The sequence below is a fragment of the Pseudoalteromonas sp. SCSIO 43088 genome (assembly GCF_023650795.1).
GTDB lineage: Bacteria > Pseudomonadota > Gammaproteobacteria > Enterobacterales > Alteromonadaceae > Pseudoalteromonas > Pseudoalteromonas shioyasakiensis.
Genome location: NZ_CP072675.1, coordinates 2,894,450 through 2,918,184, shown reverse-complemented (window position 1 = coordinate 2,918,184; position 23,735 = coordinate 2,894,450). Strand labels below are relative to the sequence as shown.

Below are 23,735 nucleotides of genomic sequence, written 5' to 3'. Positions count from 1 at the left end.
GTCTTAGTTTGAAGTGGCAAAACAATAACAATAATTGCCGTAAACACACACACGAGACACACACTAAATGACGAAAGACACACTTTTTTATAAGGTCTATTTGGCCTCGCGCAAAAGTCTCTCAAATGTAGTTGCACGCATAGTGCCGCCACATGAAATTGAAGATATAGTGCAAGAAACTTATGTGCGAATTTGTCAGATTAAAAACACTGAAAACATAAGCTCACCAAAATCTTTTATTTATAAAACGGCGCGAAATTTAGCGCTCGATTATCAAAAGCAAGCCAATATACGCCTAGTCGATGGGATCGACAACATGGAAGCGTTAGAGCAACTCTTAGCGGAGCATCAGCAAGACGAAATGTATGAAAAAGCACTAACCGATAGTGAGTTTTCTAATTTTTGTGAAGCCATACGGCTTTTACCCGTGCAATGCCGCAAAGTGTTTGTATTAAAAAAAGTGTATGGTTATTCGCAGCGAGAAATTGCTGCTCAATTAAACATTAGTGAAAGTACCGTGGAAAAACATATAGCAACAGGCATGAAACGTTGTACGCAATTTATGCGTCAATCTAAAAAAAGTGTTTATGAGCAACCAAATACTTCTTCCCAGCTAAATGCAGGAGGTAGGAATGACTAATATTCATCACATAAACGAGCGAAACACTAGCGACGATTTGCGCCTTGATGAAGCCAGTGAGTGGCTGGCTAAACTTGAACGTGGATTGACTAAATCTGAAGAGCAAGCGCTAAAGCAATGGTTAGCACAATCTTATAAAAATGTAGAAGTGTTACTTGAGGTAGCAAAGCTGTGGGATAAAATGGACGATCTCAGTCGTTTGTCAGATCTATTTCCACAAACACCAGTAAAACAAAAACGTCTCCCTATGTGGTTGAGTGCAACAGCTGCTTCTATTTTATTAGCGGTTGCACTTAGCCTTTTTCAAGAAGCATTTAACTTTTCATTTTTTTACCCAGTTAATCAGTCAGCAGTGGTTGCTAAACAACTTAATTTTCAAACCGACGTAGGTGAAAGTAAGGACATACTGCTTTCTGATAAAAGCAAAATCACCTTAAACACAAATAGCTTCGTTCAAGTGAGGTATACCCAACACTCTCGCGTAATAAATTTACTGCGTGGTGAAATTCATATAGACGTAGCTCACGATAAAATGCGTCCTTTAAGTGTTATCGCTGGTGATAAAGTTATTCAGGCTGTTGGTACTGCATTTAATGTAGAAGTAGGTCAAAAGCAAATAGAACTCATTGTGACAGATGGCAAAGTCCTTGTTGCAGAGCAAAAAGCCGAATCGTTACCCAACCTTTCCCTGGGGACTAATAAACAAGGACAGTATTTATCAAATAGTTCAACTTCGGTGTCAAAGGGAGAAAAACTTGATTTAAGCTTTAAAGGTAAAATTGCTAAAGCGGTCGAAAAAGTTGATCCTATGGATGTAGCCGCAAGATTATCGTGGCGCAAAGGTAGCTTAATATTTAGAGGTGAATCACTTGCTGAAGCCATGGCTGAAATCGGCCGCTATACAAATATAGATTTTGAGCTTTCAGAAGATGACCGTCTCAAACAAGTACAAGTAGCTGGCATGTTTAAAACGGGCGATATTAAAGGGTTATTAGAAGTATTAAACAATAATTTTAATATTGATTATGAGAGAGTTAGCCCTGATAAAATTCGTCTAAAATACGCTGCACCACACGTCTCAATTTAGTAAAGTACACAATAATAAAACTAGGACACACAATTATGACATCACCTATCTCGCCGAGCAGTAATAGCTCGGCGCACACATTGGGCACATGCTCTCTTTTTTATGTAATTTTTATATCGGCCGTTGCCGCTATTGGTGGCTTTTTATTTGGTTTTGATTCGGGCGTTATAAACGGCACCGTATCGGCATTAGGTAATACATTTAATTCAAGCAGTGTTGCAACTGGTTTTAATGTTGCATCTGTATTATTAGGTTGTGCGCTGGGGGCTTTAGCTGCTGGCCCATTAGCTGACAAGTTTGGCCGTCGCGCTATTATGATTGTTACTGCCATTATATTTGCAGTCAGCGCTTTTGGCTCTGGGATTGCCGACAGTTCCGCTGAGTTTATTTTTTACCGCTTGTTTGGCGGATTAGGCATAGGTGCAGCCTCTGTTTTAGCGCCTGCTTATATTGCAGAAGTAGCACCAGCAAGTTTGCGTGGTCGCTTAGCTACACTGCAACAACTCGCTATAGTTCTTGGTTTATTTGCAGCTTTTTTAAGTAACTACCTAATTGCTAACGCTGCTGGCGGTGCCGAGGGTATTTTAATGTTAGATTTAGCCGCGTGGCGCTGGATGTTTTGGGCTGAACTTGTTCCTGCAGGCTTATTTTTAATTGGTGTACTGTTTATCCCTGAATCACCGCGTTACCTAGTTGCACAAGGTAAACTTAAACACGCTAAAACTGTATTTAACAAAATCTCAAATGATAATGCAGATACACAAATCAGTGACGTGAAGCAGTCTCTGCAAAGTGATAAAAAGCCAAGTATTCGCGACTTATTTATTGATGGCAGTAAAAAAGTACACCCTATTGTTTGGGTGGGTGTAGCTTTATCTGTTTTCCAACAATTTGTTGGTATTAACGTGGTATTTTATTACGGTTCAGAGCTATGGCAAGCCGCCGGCTTTGATGAATCACAATCACTGTTTATTAATGTACTTGCCGGCACCACCAATATTTTATCTACCTTTATTGCTATTGCCTTAGTCGATAAAGTAGGCCGCAAGCCACTATTATTGGTAGGTAGCTTAGGTATGTTTATTAGTTTAAGTGCACTTACTTACACCTTTGGTAGCGCTGGACTTGATGAAGCAGGCAAGTTAGCACTTAGCGAAAATATGGGTACCTTTGCATTAATAATGGCTAATTTGTTTGTGGTATTTTTTGGCTTAAGTTGGGGCCCTATAGTGTGGGTGCTACTTGGCGAAATGTTTAATAACCGTATTCGCGGTGCGGCCCTTGCTGTTGCAGCTAGCGCGCAATGGATAGCTAACTTTGCTATTACTATGACCTTCCCGATTATGCTCGGCAGTATTGGTTTAGCTGGTGCTTATGGCTTTTATGCCTTATCGGCATTTATTAGTGTATTTTTTGTGGTCAAATACATCAAAGAAACACGCGGTATGAAATTAGAGTCAATGTAATTATTTAGCCTGAGTAACATCGACTTTCCATTAGTTTACTCAGGCTAATCCCCCATTCTATTATCTTATTTTTCTGCTCATAAAACTAATTAGATACATTTAACCATTTGGCAAGCGGATACTCTCAGGCACGTTGTAAGCTTTTGCCTGTTAAACCATTATCAACTGAGTATATTACCAATCACAGTGTATAAATCATCACTATTAATTGGTTTGGCAATAAAGTGGAGAGCACCGCAAAGTGTGGGGCAATTGAATGAAAGCTTTTTAATTCTTTAAAAGTGCGAGAGCCTCAAATTGTACGTAATTTGAGGTGCCTATACCATGAATATTTACGCGATCAAAGTTGCCTTGCGAGGCATCAGCCCGATGATTTGGCGTCGACTCCAGCTCTCGGGTAACACGTCCTTAGCCGACCTCCATCATATCATTCAATTGGCGATGGGGTGGGAGAATGACTACTTACACAGTTTTCATATTTTCGGTAAAGATTACGGTATTGCTTATGAAGGCGGCCTGAGCTTTTCTGATAACCCTCTTACGGTCATTCTAGATGATTTTGGCTTTGATATCGGTGACCGATTTACCTACACCTATAATTTTTATGACCACTGGTTGAATGATATTCGTATCGAGGCCATACAACCGATCGACGATATAACAGCCTTCGCCCCTTATTGTTATAAAGGGCAAGGTCGATTCATCGACAATAAACCCTATTATCGCACTGATGAACAATACGCTTTATCGGCGATACTCGTCGACATTTTTCATGGAAATGAAGCTACAATAACAGTGGGGGACATTCGTTTATTGATCGAGAAATATGAAGCCATCCGCTTTAATCGGCAAGCTATTAATACCTTGTTGTCTCAACCACTGTCTGATGCGATTTATCCCTGCTGATTGTTTCTTTGCTAAAGGAGAAGACGCCCATGAAAATGCACATTCAAGTCGTGATTGATAATGACCAGGGTCAAACATACCTCAAAGAGCTGATTTGTTTGGACAAAGGAACCGGGACTGAAGACTTAGTTGGTTTGTCCTTAGCCGAATCCAAGCAACTGCTTAAACAGTTACAAATAAGTATCATCCAACATCAAGCGAAAACCTATACCGAGGCACATCGATGCTGCCCCGATTGTGAGAAACCAAGGAGTATCAAAGGACAGTCTGAAATACAGTACCGCACCTTGTTTGGTATCATCCCGGTACCGAACCAACGCCTTTATCATTGTCAATGTGCAGCATCAACGACACAAACATTCAGTGTGTTAAACGACTGGTTAAGTGACCATAATAGCCCTGAATTACAGTATATGGAGACGAAATGGTCCTCGTTAATGTCTTATGGGTTGACTGTGGACTTACTGAAGGATGTCCTCCCGATCAATGACGGGCTTAATGCAGAAACCGTCAGGCGGCACCTTCATCAGGTCGCTAAACATCAGGATAAACGTCTTCAGAAAACAGCAAGCTACCTCTTGGGTTGCCCGATGGAATGGGGCCAACTTCCCAAACCAGATAAACCTCTAACGGTGGGTATTGATGGCGGTTATGTGAGGGATTGTCGGCAAAAGAAAAATCACTTCGAAGTCATTGTTGGCAAGTGCTTCTCAAAAACACAGACCGGTAAACGCCTTGGCTTTGTGCAGAAATTGGAAGCACACCCGCAACGTCGTTTAATGCATTTACTCAATGAGCAAGGTATGCAAGCCAATCAGCAGATCTCGTTTTTATCGGATGGAGGTGATACGGTAAGAAGCTTACAATATATCATGCACCCCGAAGCTGAACATGTACTGGACTGGTTTCATGTGACGATGAGATTAACGGTATTGAATCAATTCGCCAAAGGGCTAGCACAGGCCGATCCTGTGTTAGGAAAAGATGTAACGAAAGGCTTAGAGAGCAGCAAATGGCATCTGTGGCATGGGAATGTTAAGAAGGCATTAGATAAACTCGAAGACTGTACTTTTTACCTGGATAACGAGAACGTACAATATACAAATCGTAAGAAGTTTTTAAAACAGCTTGAAGAAATGTGGACGTATATTGATAACAATCGGCACCTGATTCCTAATTACGGCGAAAAGTATCGTTATGGTGAAACCATTACGACTGCATTTGTGGAGTCCACTGTGAATGAAGTTATCGCGAAACGCATGGTGAAAAAACAGCAAATGCAATGGTCTCCAGAAGGTGCACATTATTTATTACAAACGAGAACAGCGGTATTGAATGGTGAGCTACGCAACCATTTTGAAGAATGGTTTCCTGCGATGAAGCCTCAGCGGGAATCAGTGAGGGAGTTGCCTATGGCCGCTTGATATTTTACATTCTGCCCCACACTTTGCGGTGCTCTCCATAAGGGTAGAAATCGAGAGTCTGCAATTCGCTCAAGTAAGACCCTGAAAAGTAGCTCATATAGCTATCTAGGCTAACACCGCGATCAAAAACAGAAGTATATTTCCGATAACTACCTTTGAAGCCCTGGAAACGGAAGTTTACTTCCGATATATGGCAATACAGGCTTAAAATCGGAAGCCTACTTCCGTTTTGTACTTTAAGATTATAAGCCGGTGTCTAGTGAAAGCTTGGAAATCCAAACTCGTTTCTGCCCCGACACAAGTTACGAAGAATCAAGGTCATTGAAGGCGAACCACCTTGTTATTTAAATGAAGTATACAACTCATGTTCAATGCTCACTTTTGCTTCTTAGCTTATTACGCCATTTTGAAGGTGTTGTGCCATAGAATGTTTTGAACTGCCTGATGAAATGAGTTGTGTCTTGCCACCCAATTTTCGTAGTAATCTGTTCAACCGACATATTTGAGTACTGTAGAAGCTGCGCTGCTTTGGCTAGACGCGCTGAAGTGATCCACATACCAACCGTAAAACCTGTTTCTGACTTTACAACTGATGCGACATGGGGAGATGTGCGACCCACAGCAGACGCAACGTCACTTAAGGATATAGGAGTAAGGCTATATTTTTGAATATAGTGTAATGCCTTTCCGACTAATGGCGACTTTGTGATCTTATTGTCTATTACAGTCGTCGCACGAACGACTTCTGTTAATATCAATACAATCAGGCTCCGTTGAACATCATTACTTATCGTTGTTTCAAAATTGGTTTCTTGTTTTAAGGCTTCAAACCAAGAAGTTATACGTTGTTGAGCTGGAACATTTAAATTAGCCACAGGAGCACCTCCTGAACGAACCTCTGCGAAGGGGCGCATTATCTCTTGCGTTTCGTTCAAACCATAGCTTTCAGCAGAGAAACCAAGTAGCCAATAGTCTAAATTACAACCCGCGACAGAACGATATGGCACTCCGTAAGGGACAATCGTAATGCTGCCAGTAACAGATTGAGTAGTGTAGCTTTGCTCCATTTTAAATGAGCCTTTTGTAGTAAAGAGCAAGCCATAGTCTGGATTTACTGACACGGTTGAGATTTCACTGTTTACGCCTTGCTCGTGGATTACATAGCAGGGTGGCAATGGTGTTTTTGGAAGCATGGATAACAACCTACAGTTCTTTTACAAAATCTTAATATCAGCCGATAATATCTCAATCTGTGCACTCAAACAACGCAGCGTCTTTGTATATATTAACCACACACAATCCAAGTAGCGCAAACAATAAAAAGAGAGTCAGGTCATAATATTTTTGGCTTGCACAACTAGAGGAAAGAAATAATGACTAAGACTTTAGCTTTGTGGGAGAAGCAAGATAAACACAAAGGTGATCGCTGGGAGCTGTTTAAGGCGATCGGTGCTTATATGACTCCTCGAAAAGTACTCTATCCTGGTAGTTATGTGGACATTTCACCATCATTCGTTTTTAACGAAGTCACATATGTGGATCTTGATAAACGTGCTTCAAATTTTTTTGCTGATGAATGCACTGTTAAACAGATAGTTTTTGAGCACAATGGGAACTCAGACCCAAATATACAGTTTATTCATAGTGATTATCGCTCACTGGAGTTAAACGAAGTTGAATTCGATTTACTAATATCTCTTTATGCAGGCTTTATTTCAGAACCGTGCGGAGAGCTTTTAAGAATAGGTGGAATCTTACTTGTTAACGCTAGCCACGGAGATGCAGCTTTAGCGGCTTTAGACCCAAGATTTAAGTTGATTGCTGTCGTTCTAAGAGACAATGGAAAGTATGAGGTCAACGACGAAAATCTTAAGGACTATATGAAGCCCAAGAGGCCTGAAATCATGACACGAGAAAATATATTAGCATCTGGTCGTGCGATCCCATACACAAAATCACCATTTGCATATTTGTTTAAAAGAGTAAGTTAGTAATACAGGCAATTTCAGGAAATCACATGAGTTACAACGAATTAAACAACGAATTAAACAACGGGGTCTACATGAATTATTATCACGAGGTTAACAATGCGAAGGCATATACTGAAATGTGTGACGGATTTAATGCTGCTGAGCAATTGCATATGCTCTCAAAAGTCCTTTCTCCTGAGGATTCTGTTTTAGAGTTAGGCTCGGGGCCTGGTAATGATCTTGAAATTCTCGCTCAGAAATTTCGAGTTACAGGCTCTGATTATTCACCAGCTTTCGTGAATACGCTCAATAAACGGCTACCCGATGTACTTAGCTTAATACTTGACGCTGTAAAAATTGAAACAGAAGCTAGGTATAATGCAGTATATTCCAATAAAGTAATGCATCATTTAAGTGATACTGAATTGCGCCAATCTTTCCGCCGTCAAGCTGAGCTGCTTTTACCTGGAGGTTTCGTTTTCCATCTAGTCTGGCAAAAAATTCAAGCACCTGAGACAACTCATGGTCTATTGTTTCATCCGAGAAGTTTAGCCAAGATGAAAGAAGCAATGGGGCAGGAGTTTAACGTTGTTGAATCAAAGGTTTTTAGCGAGTTCGAAGATGGAGATTCTCTTGCTATTCTCGCACGCAAAGTATTTCAGTCATAGTAGTGATTGTTCTGTAGTGGGTTAATGAGATTTGTCAGCTATTTGTAGGCGACTCGCGTGATTTGGAATAGAAAAAGTTATCTGAAATAGAAGGCTTTCTATCACGTCGTAACACGGAATTGTCCAAAAACGAGTTTATCTGACCGTCGGCTTCTGGCACTTTCAAGCTATTCGATAACATAAAATGCTGATAATAATAATTGGCAAGGTATTTTACTGTGCCGGATGGCGCTTCGCTTATCCGACCTACACGCTGGGCCAGAAATATTGATAAGTATGGAGCTAATGGCATTAATTGAACTACTTGGATCTTCTACATTCATCTCACTGTATAACTGAGCTGCCAAGGTTTTATTGTGTGCCAAGATTAAGGTTGGGCGTTTTAAGCGATGAATTACATTTGCCATAGTAAACGTTTTACCAGAGCCAGTAACACCTTTTAAGGTCTGGTGGGTCACACCGTTATTTATACCCGCAATAAGTTTTGCTATGGCTTCTGGTTGGTCACCAGAAGGTGCATAGTTTGAATGTAAAATAAATGTGTTTTTTGTCATGTGCTAGCCCTTATTATTAAGATAAAACTGAATTTTTTATAGTTAAATCTACCAACAAATCCTATTTCCTATAATCCTAACACTATAATTTTATGACAATTTCACCCTGAATTTTTTCATCTAATCACTAATTGGTTAAGAAACACCCATGTGTATATGTTTAATCACTATCAATTTCATCTTTTTTTTCTTCACGCCCTAAACTTAGAAGCTTTAAACTTAGAGCAAGCAAAAGAATAGAGATGGGGAGTATTAGTATTTCCCACTTAAGGTTATTTAAGTTAACCAAAATAATTTCAAGAAACTTCACAAACAAGATAATAACAATGACTTCACCCAATATACTCTTTAGACGACCAATGTTTGGTGTGCTTATCCATTTGAGAACAGAGCTTTTCTTTGCAAGTTTCTTATCACAAATAAATAAAGTGAATACGCCATGAGCGAAAATAAACAATACAAGCGCAATAAGAAAAGTATCTAATGCTTTAATCAAATAAGTCGTTGCGACCTCTGAAGTGTCAAGGTGAGATAAACTCTCACTGGCTATTTCACTAAACAATACAGTAGTATAGGCTGAATAAGTCTTCATAGCCCCAACGATAAATAATAAAACTGACCCTAATAGCGAACAGATAATGGCTATCCAGCTAATAAATCGAAATATATTAAATGTTTCTTTCATTTTAAATTCCTTAAATAGTTATTTATCAGTTAAACAATCAGTTAAATAAGTCGGTGCTTTATAGGTTGAATAGGTGCTGGTAACTCTGTTACACCTAAAATCTCTAACAAATTAATTTCAATACCTCGGGATATCGAACTTAACGGTAAGTCGTTAGCGGAAAGACCAAAGGGTTCTTCTAACTCTTCGCTTAACGCATCTAAACCAAAAAATGTATAGGTGATTATGGCGCAAAACAACGGGGTGATCAGCCCTATTGAGCCAACAATACCAAACGGCAATATTAAACAATAGAGGTAGGCGGTACGTTGCACCAGTAGCATATAAGCAAACGGTAGCGGCGTACTTTGAATGCGCTCACAGCCCGCTTGCACGGTAGCCATTGAAGTAATATTATCGTCGATAGTTTGGATTAAAAAGTCAGATAATAGGTTTTTATGACGACAAGTACCGAGTTTTTTTCCCATTAAGCGCAGCAGTGCGTCAGGTAAATTCTGTGATTTACGCAGCGCGGCTATATCCTCAGGATTAAGATATTTTTCAATATCACTCCACGGATCTGATTGTCGTAAGTGATGTCTTAAGGCATGGCTAAACGCGATCGTCAGATAAATCATCCGTTGCTGTAATTCAGCACCACCTTTGGCACTTTCATCTACATATGACGTCACCTGGCGGGATAAGCTGCGCGCGTCGATAACCAATTGGCCCCATTGCTTGCGTGCTTCCCACCAACGCTCATAGCTAGCATTGTTTCTAAAACCCAGAAATAACGATAAGGCCACACCTAATAGCGCTAATGGCGATAAGGTAAAAGTCGGAAATATAACCGGATAGTAGTATTGCGCAGCAGCAACCGCAGCACCTAACAGGGTAAAAAAGGCGATTTGCCCAAATATAAGTGGCACAACGGAGCCACGTAAAATAAACAACAGTTTAAACGCATTAGGTTTATCTCGAACAATCATGACTGCCTCCGGTTTAACATTAGATTTAGCTTTATTAGGGAGAGATCAAGCGTCTGTGCGCTTACTAAGCGAACACCCCATTAGTAGAACAGTATTTTTAACGAACACGGCATACCAATCTTAGTTATCAGTTTAAGCATTTATCTAGCATTTTGCTGAGCAAGAAATTGCTCGAATGAAATAACATCACTCGCTTCAAGTAATTTCTGCTGTTGTATGGACTCAATCGTCTCTCGCTGCAACTGTGCTTCCATTGCGCTAGATAAACCACGTTCACTGAAATAAGTTTGATGTAGCTTGGCTTGTGCTAGCATTAAGTCGATAAATTCATCACCATTTTCACCCGCGGCCATCATCATAGCTGACGGTGTTAATTCGCTATTTCCGACCTTAGCTATTTGCTCAATTAGGGCTTGGCTGTGCGTTTGGCTTTTATCGTTTATCGCATCAGTAGATTGCCCCTCATGGGCTTTATCGAGTAAATCCGCTATTGGCTGCAACTGTGTCAATAACCCGTTCGCGGCCTTTTTAAATGCAACAGGTTGGCCGTTTTTCGTCAGCATTAATTTAGGATTTCGCCCTTCACGAACAACACGCTGCTGGTTCGCTTTAATTTCATCCGATTCCGTAACGCTCAATGCTGCACTTTCAGACAAAAGGCAATACAACAAAAACACATCGAGAAAGCGGATCTGTTGCGCATCAATACCCACTGGCAAAAATGGATTAGTATCAAGAATACGGACTTCAATGTATTCAACGCCCCGTTCTTTAAGTGCCACTATCGGTTGTTCGCCTGACTGTGTTACGCGCTTAGGGCGAATTTCGCTGTAATATTCATTTTCAATTTGCAGCACATTGCTATTAAGTTGACGATAGCTGCCGTCAACATTAATGCCAATTTTTTCATAAGCAGGGTAACCCTGAGCAATTGCTTTGGTAACATCGTCGACATAATTATCTAAATTGTTATAGCTAACATTTAAATTTGCTTGCGCTTCGCTTTGGTAGCCTAAGTCACTCATTCGAAGCGAAGTGGCAAACGGTAAGCCAAGGGTGTTGTTGCTGAATGTGTCTAACTTATCGGTCTTTTTATCGCCCATAAAGCTATTGTCCAAAGTCGGCGAGGCGCCAAATAAATAGACTAATAACCACGAATGACGACGAAAATTACGGATCAAGTCAAAATAGCGCTGCGATTTAAACGCTTGTACATCACCTTGTTCACCCCAAACTTGCTGGCAATAAGGCCAAAAGTTATCAGGCATTGAAAAGTTATAATGTATGCCCGCTATCGCTTGCATTGTCCTGCCATAACGATACGATAAGCCTTGGCGGTAAACATGCTTCATTTGACCGATATTAGCGCTGCCATATTGGGCAAGGGGTATGCTCGCTTCTCCCTCTAGGCGACAGGGCATACTGGCAGGCCAAAGGTATTCATCCGGCATGTGGCGCAAGGTAAAATGATGCAAATCACTCAAGTAGTCGATAGTGTCATCAACTTGCTGACACACAGGCGTGATAAATTCCAGCAACGCTTCCGAGTAATCTGTCGTAATACTCTTGTGCGTTAATGTGGACCCAAGAGCCTCCGGGTGGCCGGTTTGTGCTATCAAAGCTTTTGGTGTAACTCTTAGGCCTTCTTTTTCAATTCCCCGTTGAACCTGGCTTAAAAGTGCTAAGCCATTAGGTGATTTGAGGTGTTGCAAACGAGTTTGTAATAAATCGGACAAGAAGGCTTTCCTTTAAAATAAATCAATCTAGACAGTTGAATCTAATACAGTTGGTTCTAATACAGTTGGATCTAGCGCTATTTACTTAAGTGCTGCGCATGAAACCGTAAATGTTCTTCAATAAATGATGAGATAAAGTAGTAACTGTGATCATAACCTTCGTGAACAGCCAACGCTAACGGGTAACCATTAACTTTTGCTGCGGCTTCTAATGCTTCAGGCTTTAGCTGCTCGCTAAGGAAGTCATCCGCGCCACCTTGGTCAACTTTAGCGGGAATAAACTGCGTTGCTTTGCGCATTAATTCACTCGCATCATGGTTGCGCCACGTTGCTTTGTCTTTGCCCAAATAAGCAGTAAAAGCTTTTTTGCCCCAAGGCGCTTTTACAGGATTACAAATCGGGCTAAACGCCGACATTGAGCTATAACGTTCTGGGTTTAACATGGCAATAGTTAATGCGCCGTGTCCGCCCATTGAATGGCCACTAATAGCACGTTTATTTGATACCGGAAATGCAGCTTCAATAATGGTGGGTAACTCATTAACTACGTAATCGTACATCTGGAAATGGCGATTCCAAGGTGCTTGGGTTGCATTGACATAAAAGCCGGCCCCTTGACCTAAGTCATAACCATCATCATTGGCAACACCTTCACCACGAGGGCTAGTATCTGGCGCCACAATCGCGATACCTAATTCGGCAGCCATACGCTGTGCACCGGCTTTTTGCATAAAGTTTTCATCAGTACATGTCAAGCCCGAAAGCCAATACAATACCGGTACTTTTTCGCCACTGGCAACTTGCGGAGGCAAGTAAATAGCAAAGCGCATCGCGCAATTTAATATTTTCGATTGATGGTTGTATTGCTTGTGCCAGCCACCAAAGCTTTTGTTTATACTGATATTCTCTATTATCATGGTAGAACCTCAAAATGACAGAGCAAGCTCTCTTAAGAAGGCTTGCTCTTACTTAACTAAACTCATCTTACTTAACTAAATGACGTTTATTTATCGAAATGGATCACTGTGCGGATACTTTCACCTTTGTGCATCAAATCAAACGATTCATTAATGTCATCGAGTGCCATGGTATGCGTAATAAAGTCACTTAATTTAAATTCACCAGCTAAATAACGTTCTACGTAATCAGGTAACTCAGTACGACCTTTAACACCGCCAAATGCAGAACCTTTCCATACACGCCCAGTTACAAGTTGGAACGGACGGGTGGAAATTTCTTGACCTGCACCGGCAACACCAATCACTACTGATTCGCCCCAACCTTTATGACAGCATTCTAATGCAGAGCGCATCAGGTTCACGTTACCGACACACTCAAACGAGTAATCAACGCCACCATCTGTTAATTCAACAATCACGTCTTGAATAGGCTTGTCATAATCTTTCGGGTTAATACAATCTGTAGCGCCTAACTTTCTCGCTAACTCAAATTTACTTTCGTTAATATCAATAGCAATAATACGACCTGCTTTTGCCATCGTTGCGCCAATCACCGCTGATAAACCAATGCCGCCAAGACCAAAGATAGCTACGGTTGAGCCCTCTTCAACTTTCGCGGTATTCATTACCGCGCCCATGCCGGTAGTTACACCACAACCGAGCAAACAAACTTCTTCAAGTGGAGCATCTTTGTTGACTTTCGCTAACGAAATTTCAGGTAATACTGTGTATTCAGAGAACGTTGAACAACCCATATAATGGAAAATTGGCTGGCCATCTTTATAAAAGCGTGTAGTACCATCAGGCATTAAGCCTTTACCCTGAGTTTCACGAATTTTTTGACATAGGTTGGTTTTACCCGATAAGCAAAATTTACATTCGCCACACTCTGGTGTGTATAAAGGAATAACATGATCTCCCACTTGAACACTGGTAACACCTTCACCAATTTGCTCAACAATACCACCGCCTTCGTGGCCTAAAATTACCGGGAAAATACCTTCTGGATCATCACCTGATAACGTAAAAGCATCGGTATGACATACGCCCGAGGCAATCACTTTAACTAACACTTCGCCTTTGCGCGGCAACATTACATCGACTTCTTCGATAGATAATGGTTGCTTAGGCCCCCAAGCAATGGCGGCTTTAGATTTAATAAATTTATCCGACATATTTATTCTCACTTTTCAATTGTTGATATTTTAATAGTTTCGCACAAACGCTAACTTCCACTATGAAGCCAGTGTACTCTTTTTATTTAATGGTGATAATATGCTTATCACGCAATTAACTTTTACCTATGAGTAATAATAAGGCAGCGATGCTACCTAAATGGGGTTTTGTGCCCATCCCCTCGAAATGAACCTTAAGCCTATTTTATAACCAACACAGAGGGCGTTCAAAATTCTGTGTCAGCTTAAATTTTTAAATGTCGAGTACGCTATCTAAACGTCCTTCAAAATAAATGGCCAGCTGAGATAAACACAAGCTCCAATTGTGGATTGGCATGGTCCATTTCTCAGTGGCGTTTAATATGCCAGCATAAAGTAATTTCAACAAGCTGTTTTCGTTTGGAAAAGCGCCTTTCGTTTTCGTTAGCTTTCTAAATTGACGATGCACAGCCTCCACAGCATTCGTCGTATAAATGACTTTACGAATATGTTCAGGATACTTGAAGTAAGCTGATAAGTTATGCCATTTATTGCGCCAGGAGTTAATCACAAGCGGGTAAGAGTTACCCCATTTAGCCTCAAGTTCATCAAGTGCTAACTCAGCAGCTTCCTTGGTTGGAGCACGATATACTGGCTTTAAGTCGGCCATGAACGCCTTTTGATTTTTAGAGGCAACATACTTCATTGAATTGCGTATCTGATGAACAATACATAATTGAACTTCAGTCTCTGGAAAAATACATAATTGAACTTCAGTCTCTGGAAAAATAGTTCTTATCGCCTCAGGAAACCCAGTTAGCCCATCAATACAGGCAATAAGAATATCTTTAACTCCACGATTATTTAAATCGGTAAGCACAGACAACCAATAATTAGCCCCTTCATTTTCAGATAAGTGAAGACCAAGTATCTCTTTCTTACCGTGAATATTTAATCCCAATAACGTATAAACAGCTTTACTGATATAGCGCCCATCTTCTTTGACTTTATAATGAATAGCATCAAGCCAAACAATAGGGTAATGACTGTCTAGTGGTCTCTGTTGCCATGCTTTAAGCTCTGGAATTAGTTTATCGGTAATGGCGCTTATGGTGCCTGAGGCAACGTTCATACCGAACATATCTTCAATGTGTTTATTAATATCCCGATAACTCATCCCCATACTGAACATGGATAGAATTTTTGAGTCTATTTCATCACTGAGCGTGGTTTGGTTTTTCTTAACGAGTTGAGGCTCAAAACTACCACTGCGATCTCTTGGGGTGTCTAACTCAAAACTACCAACGGATGATTTAACGGTTTTAGTGCTAGAGCCATTTTTACGGTTAGGCTCTTGTTCATTAGAAAGATGTTGTTCAAGCTCAGCCTGGAGGGCTGACTCAGTTAATTGCTTGATAAGTGATGTTAATACACCCTCTTTACCAGTAAGTTTTTTACCTGATTGAAGTGCTTTAACTGCATCTTCGAAGTTGAATTGATTTGTCATGTGTCATTCCTGTTTTTTACCAGTTTACCGAAATGACACAGATTTTTGAACATTACCCCAACACATGGTTTTGTTAGTTACATATGATTTATTCAAGTTGTGGTTAATTTTCCTTAAATTAACCACAATCAAACGCATTAAATTAGAAAGTCTTCTACATTTCTAAAATCAACATAACACGCAAAAAGCATATATCCATTTACTTTCATTGGTTTACCTAATCTTTGTCCTTCGATCCCCATAGACTTCAATAAACGCTCAATACCTAAAGGAGATACACTTACGATACCTCTAGCTCCATTTTGTTTAGCAATATCAAATGACTCCCAAAGTAAGCGCTGTGTCAATTCACCTGTCATTTGACCATTATTATTGCTCTTTAAACCATTAACATTCATGCTAGTGAAACGTGATAACTCCCATATATCTTTGCTTTTTGGTGGGAAAACACCCTCTAAAAGCATGGGAAAAATACATTCGAGTAAGTAAGGTTGCGTTGTCGGTAAAAGACGAGAGCAACCTGTTATGTTACCTTCGTTATTTTTTGCTATGACATAGCAAGTGTGTTCGTTATCAAATTCATCTGTTTCAATGCTACCATTGGTTTTGAGTTCCCATCCTAGTTGTTCAATAAATACTTTATGTCTGTATTCAAATAATTCTTGTCGTTGGTTTTCTGGTAATAGATGACCAAAATCATTAGTAAAACTTATCATAAAAATAACCCATATTTTGAAATGAGGGATATTTTTACGCTAAAAAATTAAATAAAAGCCTGTTATAAATAACAGTTGCTAGTGATATGATTTAGTGATCAAGCGACTGGCTGTAGAAGTAGCTAAAGGATTGTTAAACTTAAGGATGATTAATGAAAATAAACGTACCTGCTTTATTTGAGAAAACAATGCAAAGTATGCTCTATTGTTCAAACGAGCGAGAGTTATTTAACTTAGTTTCAATTGCTGTTAGGGCATTAGAGTTTGATTATTATGCTTACGGTGTTCGTATAGCCTCCCCCATTACAAAGCCATCATTTTCATTAAAAAATAATTACACAAATAAATGGCAGTCACGCTATGCTGACAAAAATTATATTGCAATAGATCCCACAGTAAAGCATGGGCTAATCTCTACTCGTCCCATTATTTGGAGTAATGAACGAATACAAGAACAACCTGAGTTTTGGGAAGAGGCATCTGCACATGGTTTGAAGTATGGATGGGCACAATCTTCTTTTTTAACCCCTAGTTCAATTGGCATGCTCACTGTTGCACGGGAAAATGAAGATAGATATTTAGAAAAAACACCATGTAATCAAACACTTTTAATATGGGGTTCTAGGGATTTTCCCCTCTAAAAAGACATAATCCTCTGTAGACCACACCAATAAATGGCTGCGGAGGTGGTTTACTTTCAGCTTGGAGCCTAATCATCCACTATCGGCCTTGTTATTTCGCCAATATTGGGCAATTTCCCAGTATTAGTGAAGTTATACGTTCCGCTTAAGTTGATATTTTGCCACGCAACGGGCGAAACAGCACGAGTGATACCCGCTTTCTCTTCATCTCCTCTCGCTTCAAAGTGTCCCAGAAGATGACTCAGTATCGCGGAGTTGAAGTAGATGATCGCGTTGGCAAGCAATCTTGCGCATTCATTCCAGATAGCGATTTCAGACTCGTTTTTGCCACGGAACTGATCACCATTCACCGACGCAATGGCTCGTCTAAGGAAGTGCCATGCTTCTCCCCGGTTCAGGGCACGTTGCACATACTGCCGCAAACTGGCATCGTCGATGTAGTCAAGTAAATATTGCGCTTTAACCAGTCGATTATACTCCGTCAGAGCCTGTAATATTGGGTGTCCAGAAGGGTAACCAGACAACTTTCTTACCAGCATTGCTTGTGTCGTCCGCTTTGTCTGAAGTGACAGAACAATACGCCTGATATCTTGCCATCCCGTTGTAATAACATTCGTTCTGATAGGCTTCTTTAGCGCCAGTATGGTGCTGCCTTGTTCACTTTCAGTCACATCAAACAGATCATTGATGACACTACTGAACTGCGCGTATCGCGGTGCAAAACTGTAACCGCATAGATCCAGTAAGGCGAAGTTAACATGATTGACACCGTGTGTACTGAAAAAAACAGGACATACGGACATGTTAATTTGTAATGATATCAGTTAGATATTGATTTACATTTTGTCTGTATATCAACAAAAAATACGGACAAATATCGATTGTTATGCCCGTATATTGTGGACATTATTTTTGCCTACTTCATTTGAAAGTAGTTTTTCTAAATCAGACAGCCGCTTTACTAGCATTAGCTCTCGGTTTAGTGATTGCTGATATAGACTTTTATAATGATCTTTTTCTGACTTTAGTTTATCTAAGTAACCTTTAGAGTCGTCTTCGGGCTTACTTTGAATACTTGCAGCTAATTCAATTTCTTCGATAAGACTTGCAAATTGAGGTCGTGATTTTTTGATTGAGCTTCGTTTACGGCCAGCTTCCAATGCAACTGTATCTTTAGATATACGAGTTCCTTTGGGTAAAACAACCGGTGTATTGTTTTTTAATCGCTCTAAAGCAGACAAATAGTTATCTACGGCTCCCATTAAATCATCCTCTTTTAACCATTTTATTTTGTTGTAACAACAATGCTTCTAGTTCCATTTTTTCAGTTCTATATTCAATACTATTTTTCTCGAGCGATGCTACAAAGTTACGTTGATAATTTATTACGTTTTGTACTTTTGATGGTTTTAAAACCGCATCAGTACATTTAATACAAGCAGATATATTACCAAGTAACTTTTGATTACAAGGGGAAGTCGTAGTACATGCCCCTAATGCTGTCTCTTTATAAGCCAACTCACCATTTTTGAACTTTTTAACAATATCACCTCGATTCATGAGGATTTTTACTTTTTGCTGTGCATTCTTTGGTTTGTTAAACCGCTCAATATGATTGCCATGACTCCCATGTAAATCCTCTTCAGAAAACAATAATTCTAATACGTATGCAAGCGTATCTACTTCTGGTTTGCTTCTATCGTATTCTTTGTGGAAATGTTCATTGGTATCAAATAGTTCACTGTATTCGTTTCCATGAGCATAATATAAGGACATTTCACGAGTGATATGCTTGAGTTGTCGTTTTAATGTTGATAGTTTTACTAGTCCACTTTGACGACAGTAATAAGCAAGGGTTCGCCTAAATTGGTGCGAAGAAAAAGACCACCTTTCTCCAATTTTAAATTGATCTTCCATTCTCCATGCTCGAGAGCAATCAATTATTTCAAGGAAGTTCAGATCTTCATTGTTAATTTCTATTTCTTTAATATTAATAAAGCGCCACAACGTTGAGCTTGTATGGTTGTGTGGTAAACAAGCTGTTGAACTTCTTTTTGCCCCAACAAAACCTAAATAGCTTGGAGATGGAAATAGAATAAGCTCTTCGGCAGAGAAATCTTGATCGTGGGTTACAAGTTTTGCGATAGATTGTAGTACTTCAACAATAGTTTCACTTTCTTTTGATGTGATCCATGCGGTTGTTTTTCGTTGACCGACAAGCTTACTTGTTTTTCCTAACAGTCGAACTATATTCCCATGTTTTGATTTTTCTATAGATAAGCAATTCAACATTAAGCTCAGTAACTCACTATACCTCATACCTGAATAAGCATGTAGTAAATATCTTCCTGCATCTTGGATTGCTAGGATATAGCCATGAATATTTGTAAGACTCTTAATCCCTAATTTATCAACCTCACTGGTTAAACCATGAAATTCAACAGCTTCTGAGAAGTTGAGCTCAATACCATATTTTTCAATGTTTTTAGGTTTTTGCCTTCGTCCATATATTTTGTTCTCAACACATTTTTCGATGAGTGATATAAGAGGCGCTTGTATTTTTTTAAAGGAAAATATCAATGACCAAAGCTCAGATAAAAAACCGCTAAATATACGTGGAGGTATAACAGGGTGTTGCTTATGTTCTGGAATAGTCTCTCGTAGCGCTCGAATATCAGTGATAACCTTTAAACCCAATGTAGGAATACCTGTTTGCTTTTCACCTAGTTCGAATAAATGTCCCAAAAGAGCAATAAAGTAAGTCAATAAACTACCAGTATTAATCTTAGACTTTATAAATTTAGTAACATTTTGTTTTGATGCTAAAACCTCAGTAACAGTTAAGCTTTCTTCACTTGCGTAATGACATAGTTTCTTAATCACTTTGTGGTAATTATATAAAGTCCCAACGGTGAGAGCTCCCGCTCGTCCCGTTGAAACAAGATATATCATTATGAAAGTTAGCCATTTTGCTTCGTCTACCGTTTGATATGGAAGGTTATTCCAATACAATTTTGTATCTTGTGAGGCCGCTGTTCGGTATGGAGTTAAATCCCAATAAGTAGCGTCACCATAGGTTGATAGCACTACTCCGTCAGTATTTCGTGAGATAACGAAAGTTTGAGAGGGACAAGTTATATTTTTAGAGTTAAGTTGGAAACTGTCAGGTTTAGTTTGGTCAACCGCCGTTTCAAATCTAGATTCGTAAAGTAATTGATAAGACTCATTCATTTAATGAGCTCCAGATTAATGAGTAACTGGTATTTCCTGTCCCAATATGGAGAAAGCATTTCTTGCTCTGACACTTCCGAGCATATTCTATCAACAAGAAGTTTTAATTTTTTATTCTGGGTTCTAAGTGACATTAATATTTCATCTATACGAGTAAGCATTTTACCAAAGTAGTTTTCAAAATGTGTTTCATTGCTTGCCAGTTGACGAGACTCAACAGAGATATAACGGAAGCTAACTAGCTTTCTAATGTCTTCTTCATCTGCAACAATCCTATAGTGGGAACAATTTAAACAACCATGTGGGGTTGAACAGTCAGGTAAAACATTACTTATAGAATCAATGACCTTTGGAACTTGGAATTGTTGGCACTGACCTATAGGAACTGAGGTATACTGCGATTTTTTAGCGTTAGAAGTATTAAATTGAATGGTGGAAAGGCTATCGTAAAATTTTGACATTTCGTTTGCGCTTTCAATTTCAGACCCTGTTGTGTAATGTTTTAGCACTGTACGCTCGCTATTTTGTAACATCATTGCCGTGGTTTTAGGATCTGTATTGGTGATTAACCAATCGGCTTTGTGAGCTCTCCATTCTCGTGCGGTTATCGTTGGTATGTTGATGCCAATATTATTCCTTAATTTTTGATTGAAATTGGTAGTAAAACCCTTTGATAATGGCTTGTGATTGATAATTGAAGCATCAAAACCAAAAAATAATTGGGTACTATCTTCTACAAGTAAATATTTTCGAAGTTTTAAATACTTTTTAAAGAGTGGTAAAAATGAACTGGTGACGATGAAGTGCTGTGATTTGTTTCCAGCCCTGAGTTTGATTGCGCGATAACCTTGATGTTCTTTGCCAACTTTATAATCGTTAGACCAATTAAGTGTTATCATTTGTGCTAAATTCATTGCGGTATTCGATATGAATAACATGGTAAAAGCGTCACTTGCAAGTGAAGCTAGGCGTCTACGATAATAGTTATTATTGTCCGAATTTGCCTCAACTAGCGCTTTTTGAGATGCCTTCATAATGTACCTAGAGGCATCTCTTTTTTGTTTTTTATCTCCATTGTAATATTTCTCCATATTTTCTACTTTGGATAAACAACCGTTTTCATAATCCCACGACCAAAAACCTCTAGTCCATTCATTACGTACTTTTAATTTTGCTGTAGTGGCCATTGGACGAGTTGTTGGAAATACCCACAGAGTTTCTTCAGGCAAAGTTAATTGAAACGGGTACTTTTCAAAGCTAAGAACAAAGTCAGTTATTTGATTAAATAGGCTTAAATATAGTTCAATAGACTGATGGACCTTTGAATGACCAGGAACTGGAGTTGCTACTGTTGCGGCTCCACTCTTTCTGATAAGACGAAGCCCCGCACTAATGACTCCTTCATCGTCATCAAAAATGAATTTTAATATTTCAATGATATGATTTTGATAACGAGCTGCGGTATTTATGTTGAGTTGACTACTTCGTGTTAAATGAAAAAGAGTAAGGATATATTCAGCCAAGCTTTTCCTTGCTGTCATGATTGTGTTCAATACATCTTCTTGCTGGTTAGAATCACACCAAACTAAAAATTGATTAAAGCTACTAGTATATCGATGAAGGGTTTTTGGCGTTATGCCTGTGCTATATCGACTATGCAAATATTCCACAAAGGCTTTTATAGCGTTAATACGACTCTTTTTGAATGAACTAGCATCAACTAAGCTTGTAGCATAGTCTGCATGATTTGAATTGGCATGTTTTGATTTTCTCCTGGTAAAACACCAGGAGCCAACATCTAAATTTTTGACTTGCCAAGGCACTTTTATTTGTAACTGTGAATAATCAACTGGATAAATATTGTCATCAAAATTAAGGGGGATATTTTCAAGTTCATATACAATGGTTTTTCGTTCTGTCCATCGAGTATTAATTTCCTTCATAATCATCACTCACTTGCATAAGGTGTTTTTCAAACTCAGATTGAACAGTAAGTGCAATTGAAAAGTCCTTTCGATAGGTCAGATACCGCTCAGTTGTAGTAATACTTGAATGACCTAGTCTTTTTTGAACGATCATTAGGGCTGACCACAAAGCATCCCCACTCAGTAACTCTCTTCCCATAGTTGAATTATGATTTGTAGATTTAATTTTATCTTCGAGCAAGTTCATACCAAAAGTGGCTCTGAGATCATGAAATCTAATGCTAAATATGTGGCCTTTGCTAGTGAGCTCAGGTATAAGTTGCTGTCGTATAAATGCGTTAACAGATATTCCTCGAGGAGGATGACGATAAAGGGTTAAGAATGGATCTGAATTTGCCATATAATAAGGTCGTCCGCCTTTAGTTAAAAATGCATATTGATAATTCTCAGATTCATAAACTAGCCTAGATAATTGATTCCTTGTTTTGGCACGCTTTGAGCCAAGATATAACTGAATACGCCTATATAGCCACGCTGGTATATGCAGAACGATATTTTTTCCGTACTTCGTATCAATTAAGGTACCGTTTCCAGTATTTATTTTTACGACTTTTAAGGTATCAGGAATTTCAGCCTCAAAATGGCAATGTCTTAATGTGAAAACTGTTTGAAGCCTGGCACCGGTTGTTAAGGCAAACATAAATGATAAAGTCATTTCTGAATTGCCAATGTTTCTTAATGCCTCAACTAATTGGTATTGCTCAGTTGTAGCAAGTGGTCTTAGTTTTCCACCGTCTTGTATGTACTCTTCATAATCAGAGTTATTGTTCGTTTGCTTAAAAGATAAATCCGTGGATATTTGTTTTTTACTGAGTGAAAAGCCTTTATGATCTTTAAAGTTAATAAAAACTTCTTTCTCTCTCCACAATGGATAATCAAATGTTACTCCTGCACAGGTTTTTAGCCATCGGTAGAATGTTTGTACTGTACCCATTCTGCGTTTAGCTGTACTCGATTTTATTTCACCATTTCTTATTAACTCATGAAGGTAGGCACAGAATCGATAGGTTGGTCTTGCCATTATTCGTTTAGGGACGGATAAATAGTCAACTTCTTCAGTATCTAACCATCTTTTAAACATAACTAAATCAACAGATTTAGATTCTAATGTTTTTGGAGAAACACGTTTAACCGATTTTAAACTATCCAGCAAAAATAAATTGGCCTGCTCCCAAAGGCTTCCGTCTGAATTAAGTATCATCGGAAAATGATTGTAATGATCTAAATGAAAGTCATCATTTTGCTGAATTTGATACTTATATTTTTCTTTAGTTTTAGGGCAGGTATTAGAAATTAAGTCACCATCGACAACGAAACTAGTAGGTTCAAATAATTTTAAGTGAGTTATAACTTCAAACTTAGCTTTAGACATTTGGTTATCTATTTTAAATATGAATAATGATTTATATAAATCTAAAGTAACTCAAAAAGAATGTTT

The 23,735-nt window shown here is 39.0% G+C and carries 20 protein-coding genes and 2 pseudogenes; 8 read left to right on the top strand and 14 right to left on the bottom strand.

What is annotated here, in order from left to right; all coding sequences use genetic code 11:
* Positions 1-67: 67 nt before the first annotated feature.
* From J8Z28_RS13485 to J8Z28_RS13465, 5 genes are all read left to right on the top strand, one after another.
* Positions 68-640, top strand: a complete 573-nt coding sequence (locus J8Z28_RS13485) for an RNA polymerase sigma factor (protein ID WP_203986624.1) — start codon at positions 68-70, stop codon at positions 638-640.
* On the top strand, positions 633-1,727 hold the full coding sequence (locus tag J8Z28_RS13480; protein ID WP_203986621.1) for a FecR family protein: 1,095 nt from the start codon (positions 633-635) through the stop codon (positions 1,725-1,727). Before J8Z28_RS13485 ends, J8Z28_RS13480 begins: the two co-directional genes overlap by 8 nt.
* Before the next feature lie 35 nt (positions 1,728-1,762).
* Positions 1,763-3,193, top strand: coding sequence for a sugar porter family MFS transporter (locus tag J8Z28_RS13475; protein WP_250659616.1), 1,431 nt, complete (start codon positions 1,763-1,765; stop codon positions 3,191-3,193).
* Between the two features lie 324 nt (positions 3,194-3,517).
* The gene (locus J8Z28_RS13470) at positions 3,518-4,099 is read left to right on the top strand and encodes a plasmid pRiA4b ORF-3 family protein (RefSeq protein ID WP_007105260.1); all 582 of its coding nucleotides are present in this window, start codon (positions 3,518-3,520) and stop codon (positions 4,097-4,099) included.
* A 29-nt stretch (positions 4,100-4,128) separates the two neighbouring features.
* On the top strand, positions 4,129-5,523 hold the full coding sequence (locus J8Z28_RS13465; RefSeq protein WP_006993854.1) for an ISKra4 family transposase: 1,395 nt from the start codon (positions 4,129-4,131) through the stop codon (positions 5,521-5,523).
* Between the two features lie 368 nt (positions 5,524-5,891).
* Here J8Z28_RS13465 and J8Z28_RS13460 read toward each other — a convergent pair whose 3' ends face one another.
* Positions 5,892-6,716: a helix-turn-helix domain-containing protein gene (locus J8Z28_RS13460; protein ID WP_024591406.1), complete on the bottom strand. Its 825-nt coding sequence runs from the start codon at positions 6,714-6,716 to the stop codon at positions 5,892-5,894.
* 180 nt (positions 6,717-6,896) lie between these two features.
* Between J8Z28_RS13460 and J8Z28_RS13455 the strand changes: the two genes are divergently transcribed.
* Complete coding sequence (locus tag J8Z28_RS13455; protein WP_024591405.1) at positions 6,897-7,514, top strand: hypothetical protein; 618 nt, start codon at positions 6,897-6,899, stop codon at positions 7,512-7,514.
* Positions 7,515-7,540: 26 nt separating this feature from the next.
* Complete coding sequence (locus tag J8Z28_RS13450) at positions 7,541-8,161, top strand: class I SAM-dependent methyltransferase (RefSeq protein WP_024591404.1); 621 nt, start codon at positions 7,541-7,543, stop codon at positions 8,159-8,161.
* 293 nt (positions 8,162-8,454) lie between these two features.
* Here J8Z28_RS13450 and J8Z28_RS13445 read toward each other — a convergent pair.
* From J8Z28_RS13445 to J8Z28_RS13410, 8 genes and pseudogenes are all read right to left on the bottom strand, one after another.
* A pseudogene (locus J8Z28_RS13445) lies at positions 8,455-8,715 on the bottom strand (DEAD/DEAH box helicase family protein); the annotation flags it as partial.
* Positions 8,716-8,875: 160 nt separating this feature from the next.
* Positions 8,876-9,400: a YqhA family protein gene (locus tag J8Z28_RS13440; RefSeq protein WP_024591402.1), complete on the bottom strand. Its 525-nt coding sequence runs from the start codon at positions 9,398-9,400 to the stop codon at positions 8,876-8,878.
* 41 nt (positions 9,401-9,441) lie between these two features.
* Positions 9,442-10,368, bottom strand: coding sequence for a bestrophin family protein (locus tag J8Z28_RS13435; RefSeq protein WP_058374943.1), 927 nt, complete (start codon positions 10,366-10,368; stop codon positions 9,442-9,444).
* 140 nt (positions 10,369-10,508) lie between these two features.
* Positions 10,509-12,104, bottom strand: coding sequence for a glutamate--cysteine ligase (gene gshA / locus J8Z28_RS13430; RefSeq protein WP_024591400.1), 1,596 nt, complete (start codon positions 12,102-12,104; stop codon positions 10,509-10,511).
* 77 nt (positions 12,105-12,181) lie between these two features.
* Complete coding sequence (gene fghA / locus J8Z28_RS13425) at positions 12,182-13,021, bottom strand: S-formylglutathione hydrolase (RefSeq protein ID WP_024591399.1); 840 nt, start codon at positions 13,019-13,021, stop codon at positions 12,182-12,184.
* Between the two features lie 86 nt (positions 13,022-13,107).
* Positions 13,108-14,238, bottom strand: coding sequence for an S-(hydroxymethyl)glutathione dehydrogenase/class III alcohol dehydrogenase (locus tag J8Z28_RS13420; protein WP_024591398.1), 1,131 nt, complete (start codon positions 14,236-14,238; stop codon positions 13,108-13,110).
* 253 nt (positions 14,239-14,491) lie between these two features.
* The gene (locus tag J8Z28_RS13415; protein ID WP_250659615.1) at positions 14,492-15,724 is read right to left on the bottom strand and encodes an IS256 family transposase; all 1,233 of its coding nucleotides are present in this window, start codon (positions 15,722-15,724) and stop codon (positions 14,492-14,494) included.
* A 137-nt stretch (positions 15,725-15,861) separates the two neighbouring features.
* Entirely contained in the window at positions 15,862-16,440 is a 579-nt protein-coding gene (locus tag J8Z28_RS13410; protein ID WP_250659614.1) for an acyl-homoserine-lactone synthase, read from the bottom strand.
* 152 nt (positions 16,441-16,592) lie between these two features.
* On the opposite strand from J8Z28_RS13410, the gene J8Z28_RS13405 reads away from it, so the two are divergent.
* Positions 16,593-17,081, top strand: coding sequence for an autoinducer binding domain-containing protein (locus tag J8Z28_RS13405; protein WP_250659613.1), 489 nt, complete (start codon positions 16,593-16,595; stop codon positions 17,079-17,081).
* Between the two features lie 68 nt (positions 17,082-17,149).
* On the opposite strand, the pseudogene J8Z28_RS13400 reads toward J8Z28_RS13405, so the two are convergent.
* From J8Z28_RS13400 to J8Z28_RS13380, 5 genes and pseudogenes are all read right to left on the bottom strand, one after another.
* A pseudogene (locus J8Z28_RS13400) lies at positions 17,150-17,857 on the bottom strand (Tn3 family transposase); the annotation flags it as partial.
* Between the two features lie 108 nt (positions 17,858-17,965).
* Positions 17,966-18,343, bottom strand: a complete 378-nt coding sequence (locus J8Z28_RS13395) for a hypothetical protein (RefSeq protein ID WP_182254015.1) — start codon at positions 18,341-18,343, stop codon at positions 17,966-17,968.
* A 4-nt stretch (positions 18,344-18,347) separates the two neighbouring features.
* On the bottom strand, positions 18,348-20,312 hold the full coding sequence (locus J8Z28_RS13390; protein WP_182254017.1) for a site-specific integrase: 1,965 nt from the start codon (positions 20,310-20,312) through the stop codon (positions 18,348-18,350).
* Positions 20,309-22,255 (bottom strand): hypothetical protein, encoded by a 1,947-nt coding sequence (locus J8Z28_RS13385; protein WP_182254019.1) that lies wholly within the window; start codon positions 22,253-22,255, stop codon positions 20,309-20,311. The genes J8Z28_RS13390 and J8Z28_RS13385 overlap by 4 nt, the downstream gene beginning before the upstream one ends.
* Positions 22,242-23,669 carry a tyrosine-type recombinase/integrase gene (locus J8Z28_RS13380; RefSeq protein WP_182254021.1) on the bottom strand — a complete coding sequence of 476 codons (1,428 nt, stop codon included), beginning with the start codon at positions 23,667-23,669 and terminating at the stop codon, positions 22,242-22,244. The genes J8Z28_RS13385 and J8Z28_RS13380 overlap by 14 nt, the downstream gene beginning before the upstream one ends.
* Positions 23,670-23,735 lie beyond the last annotated feature (66 nt).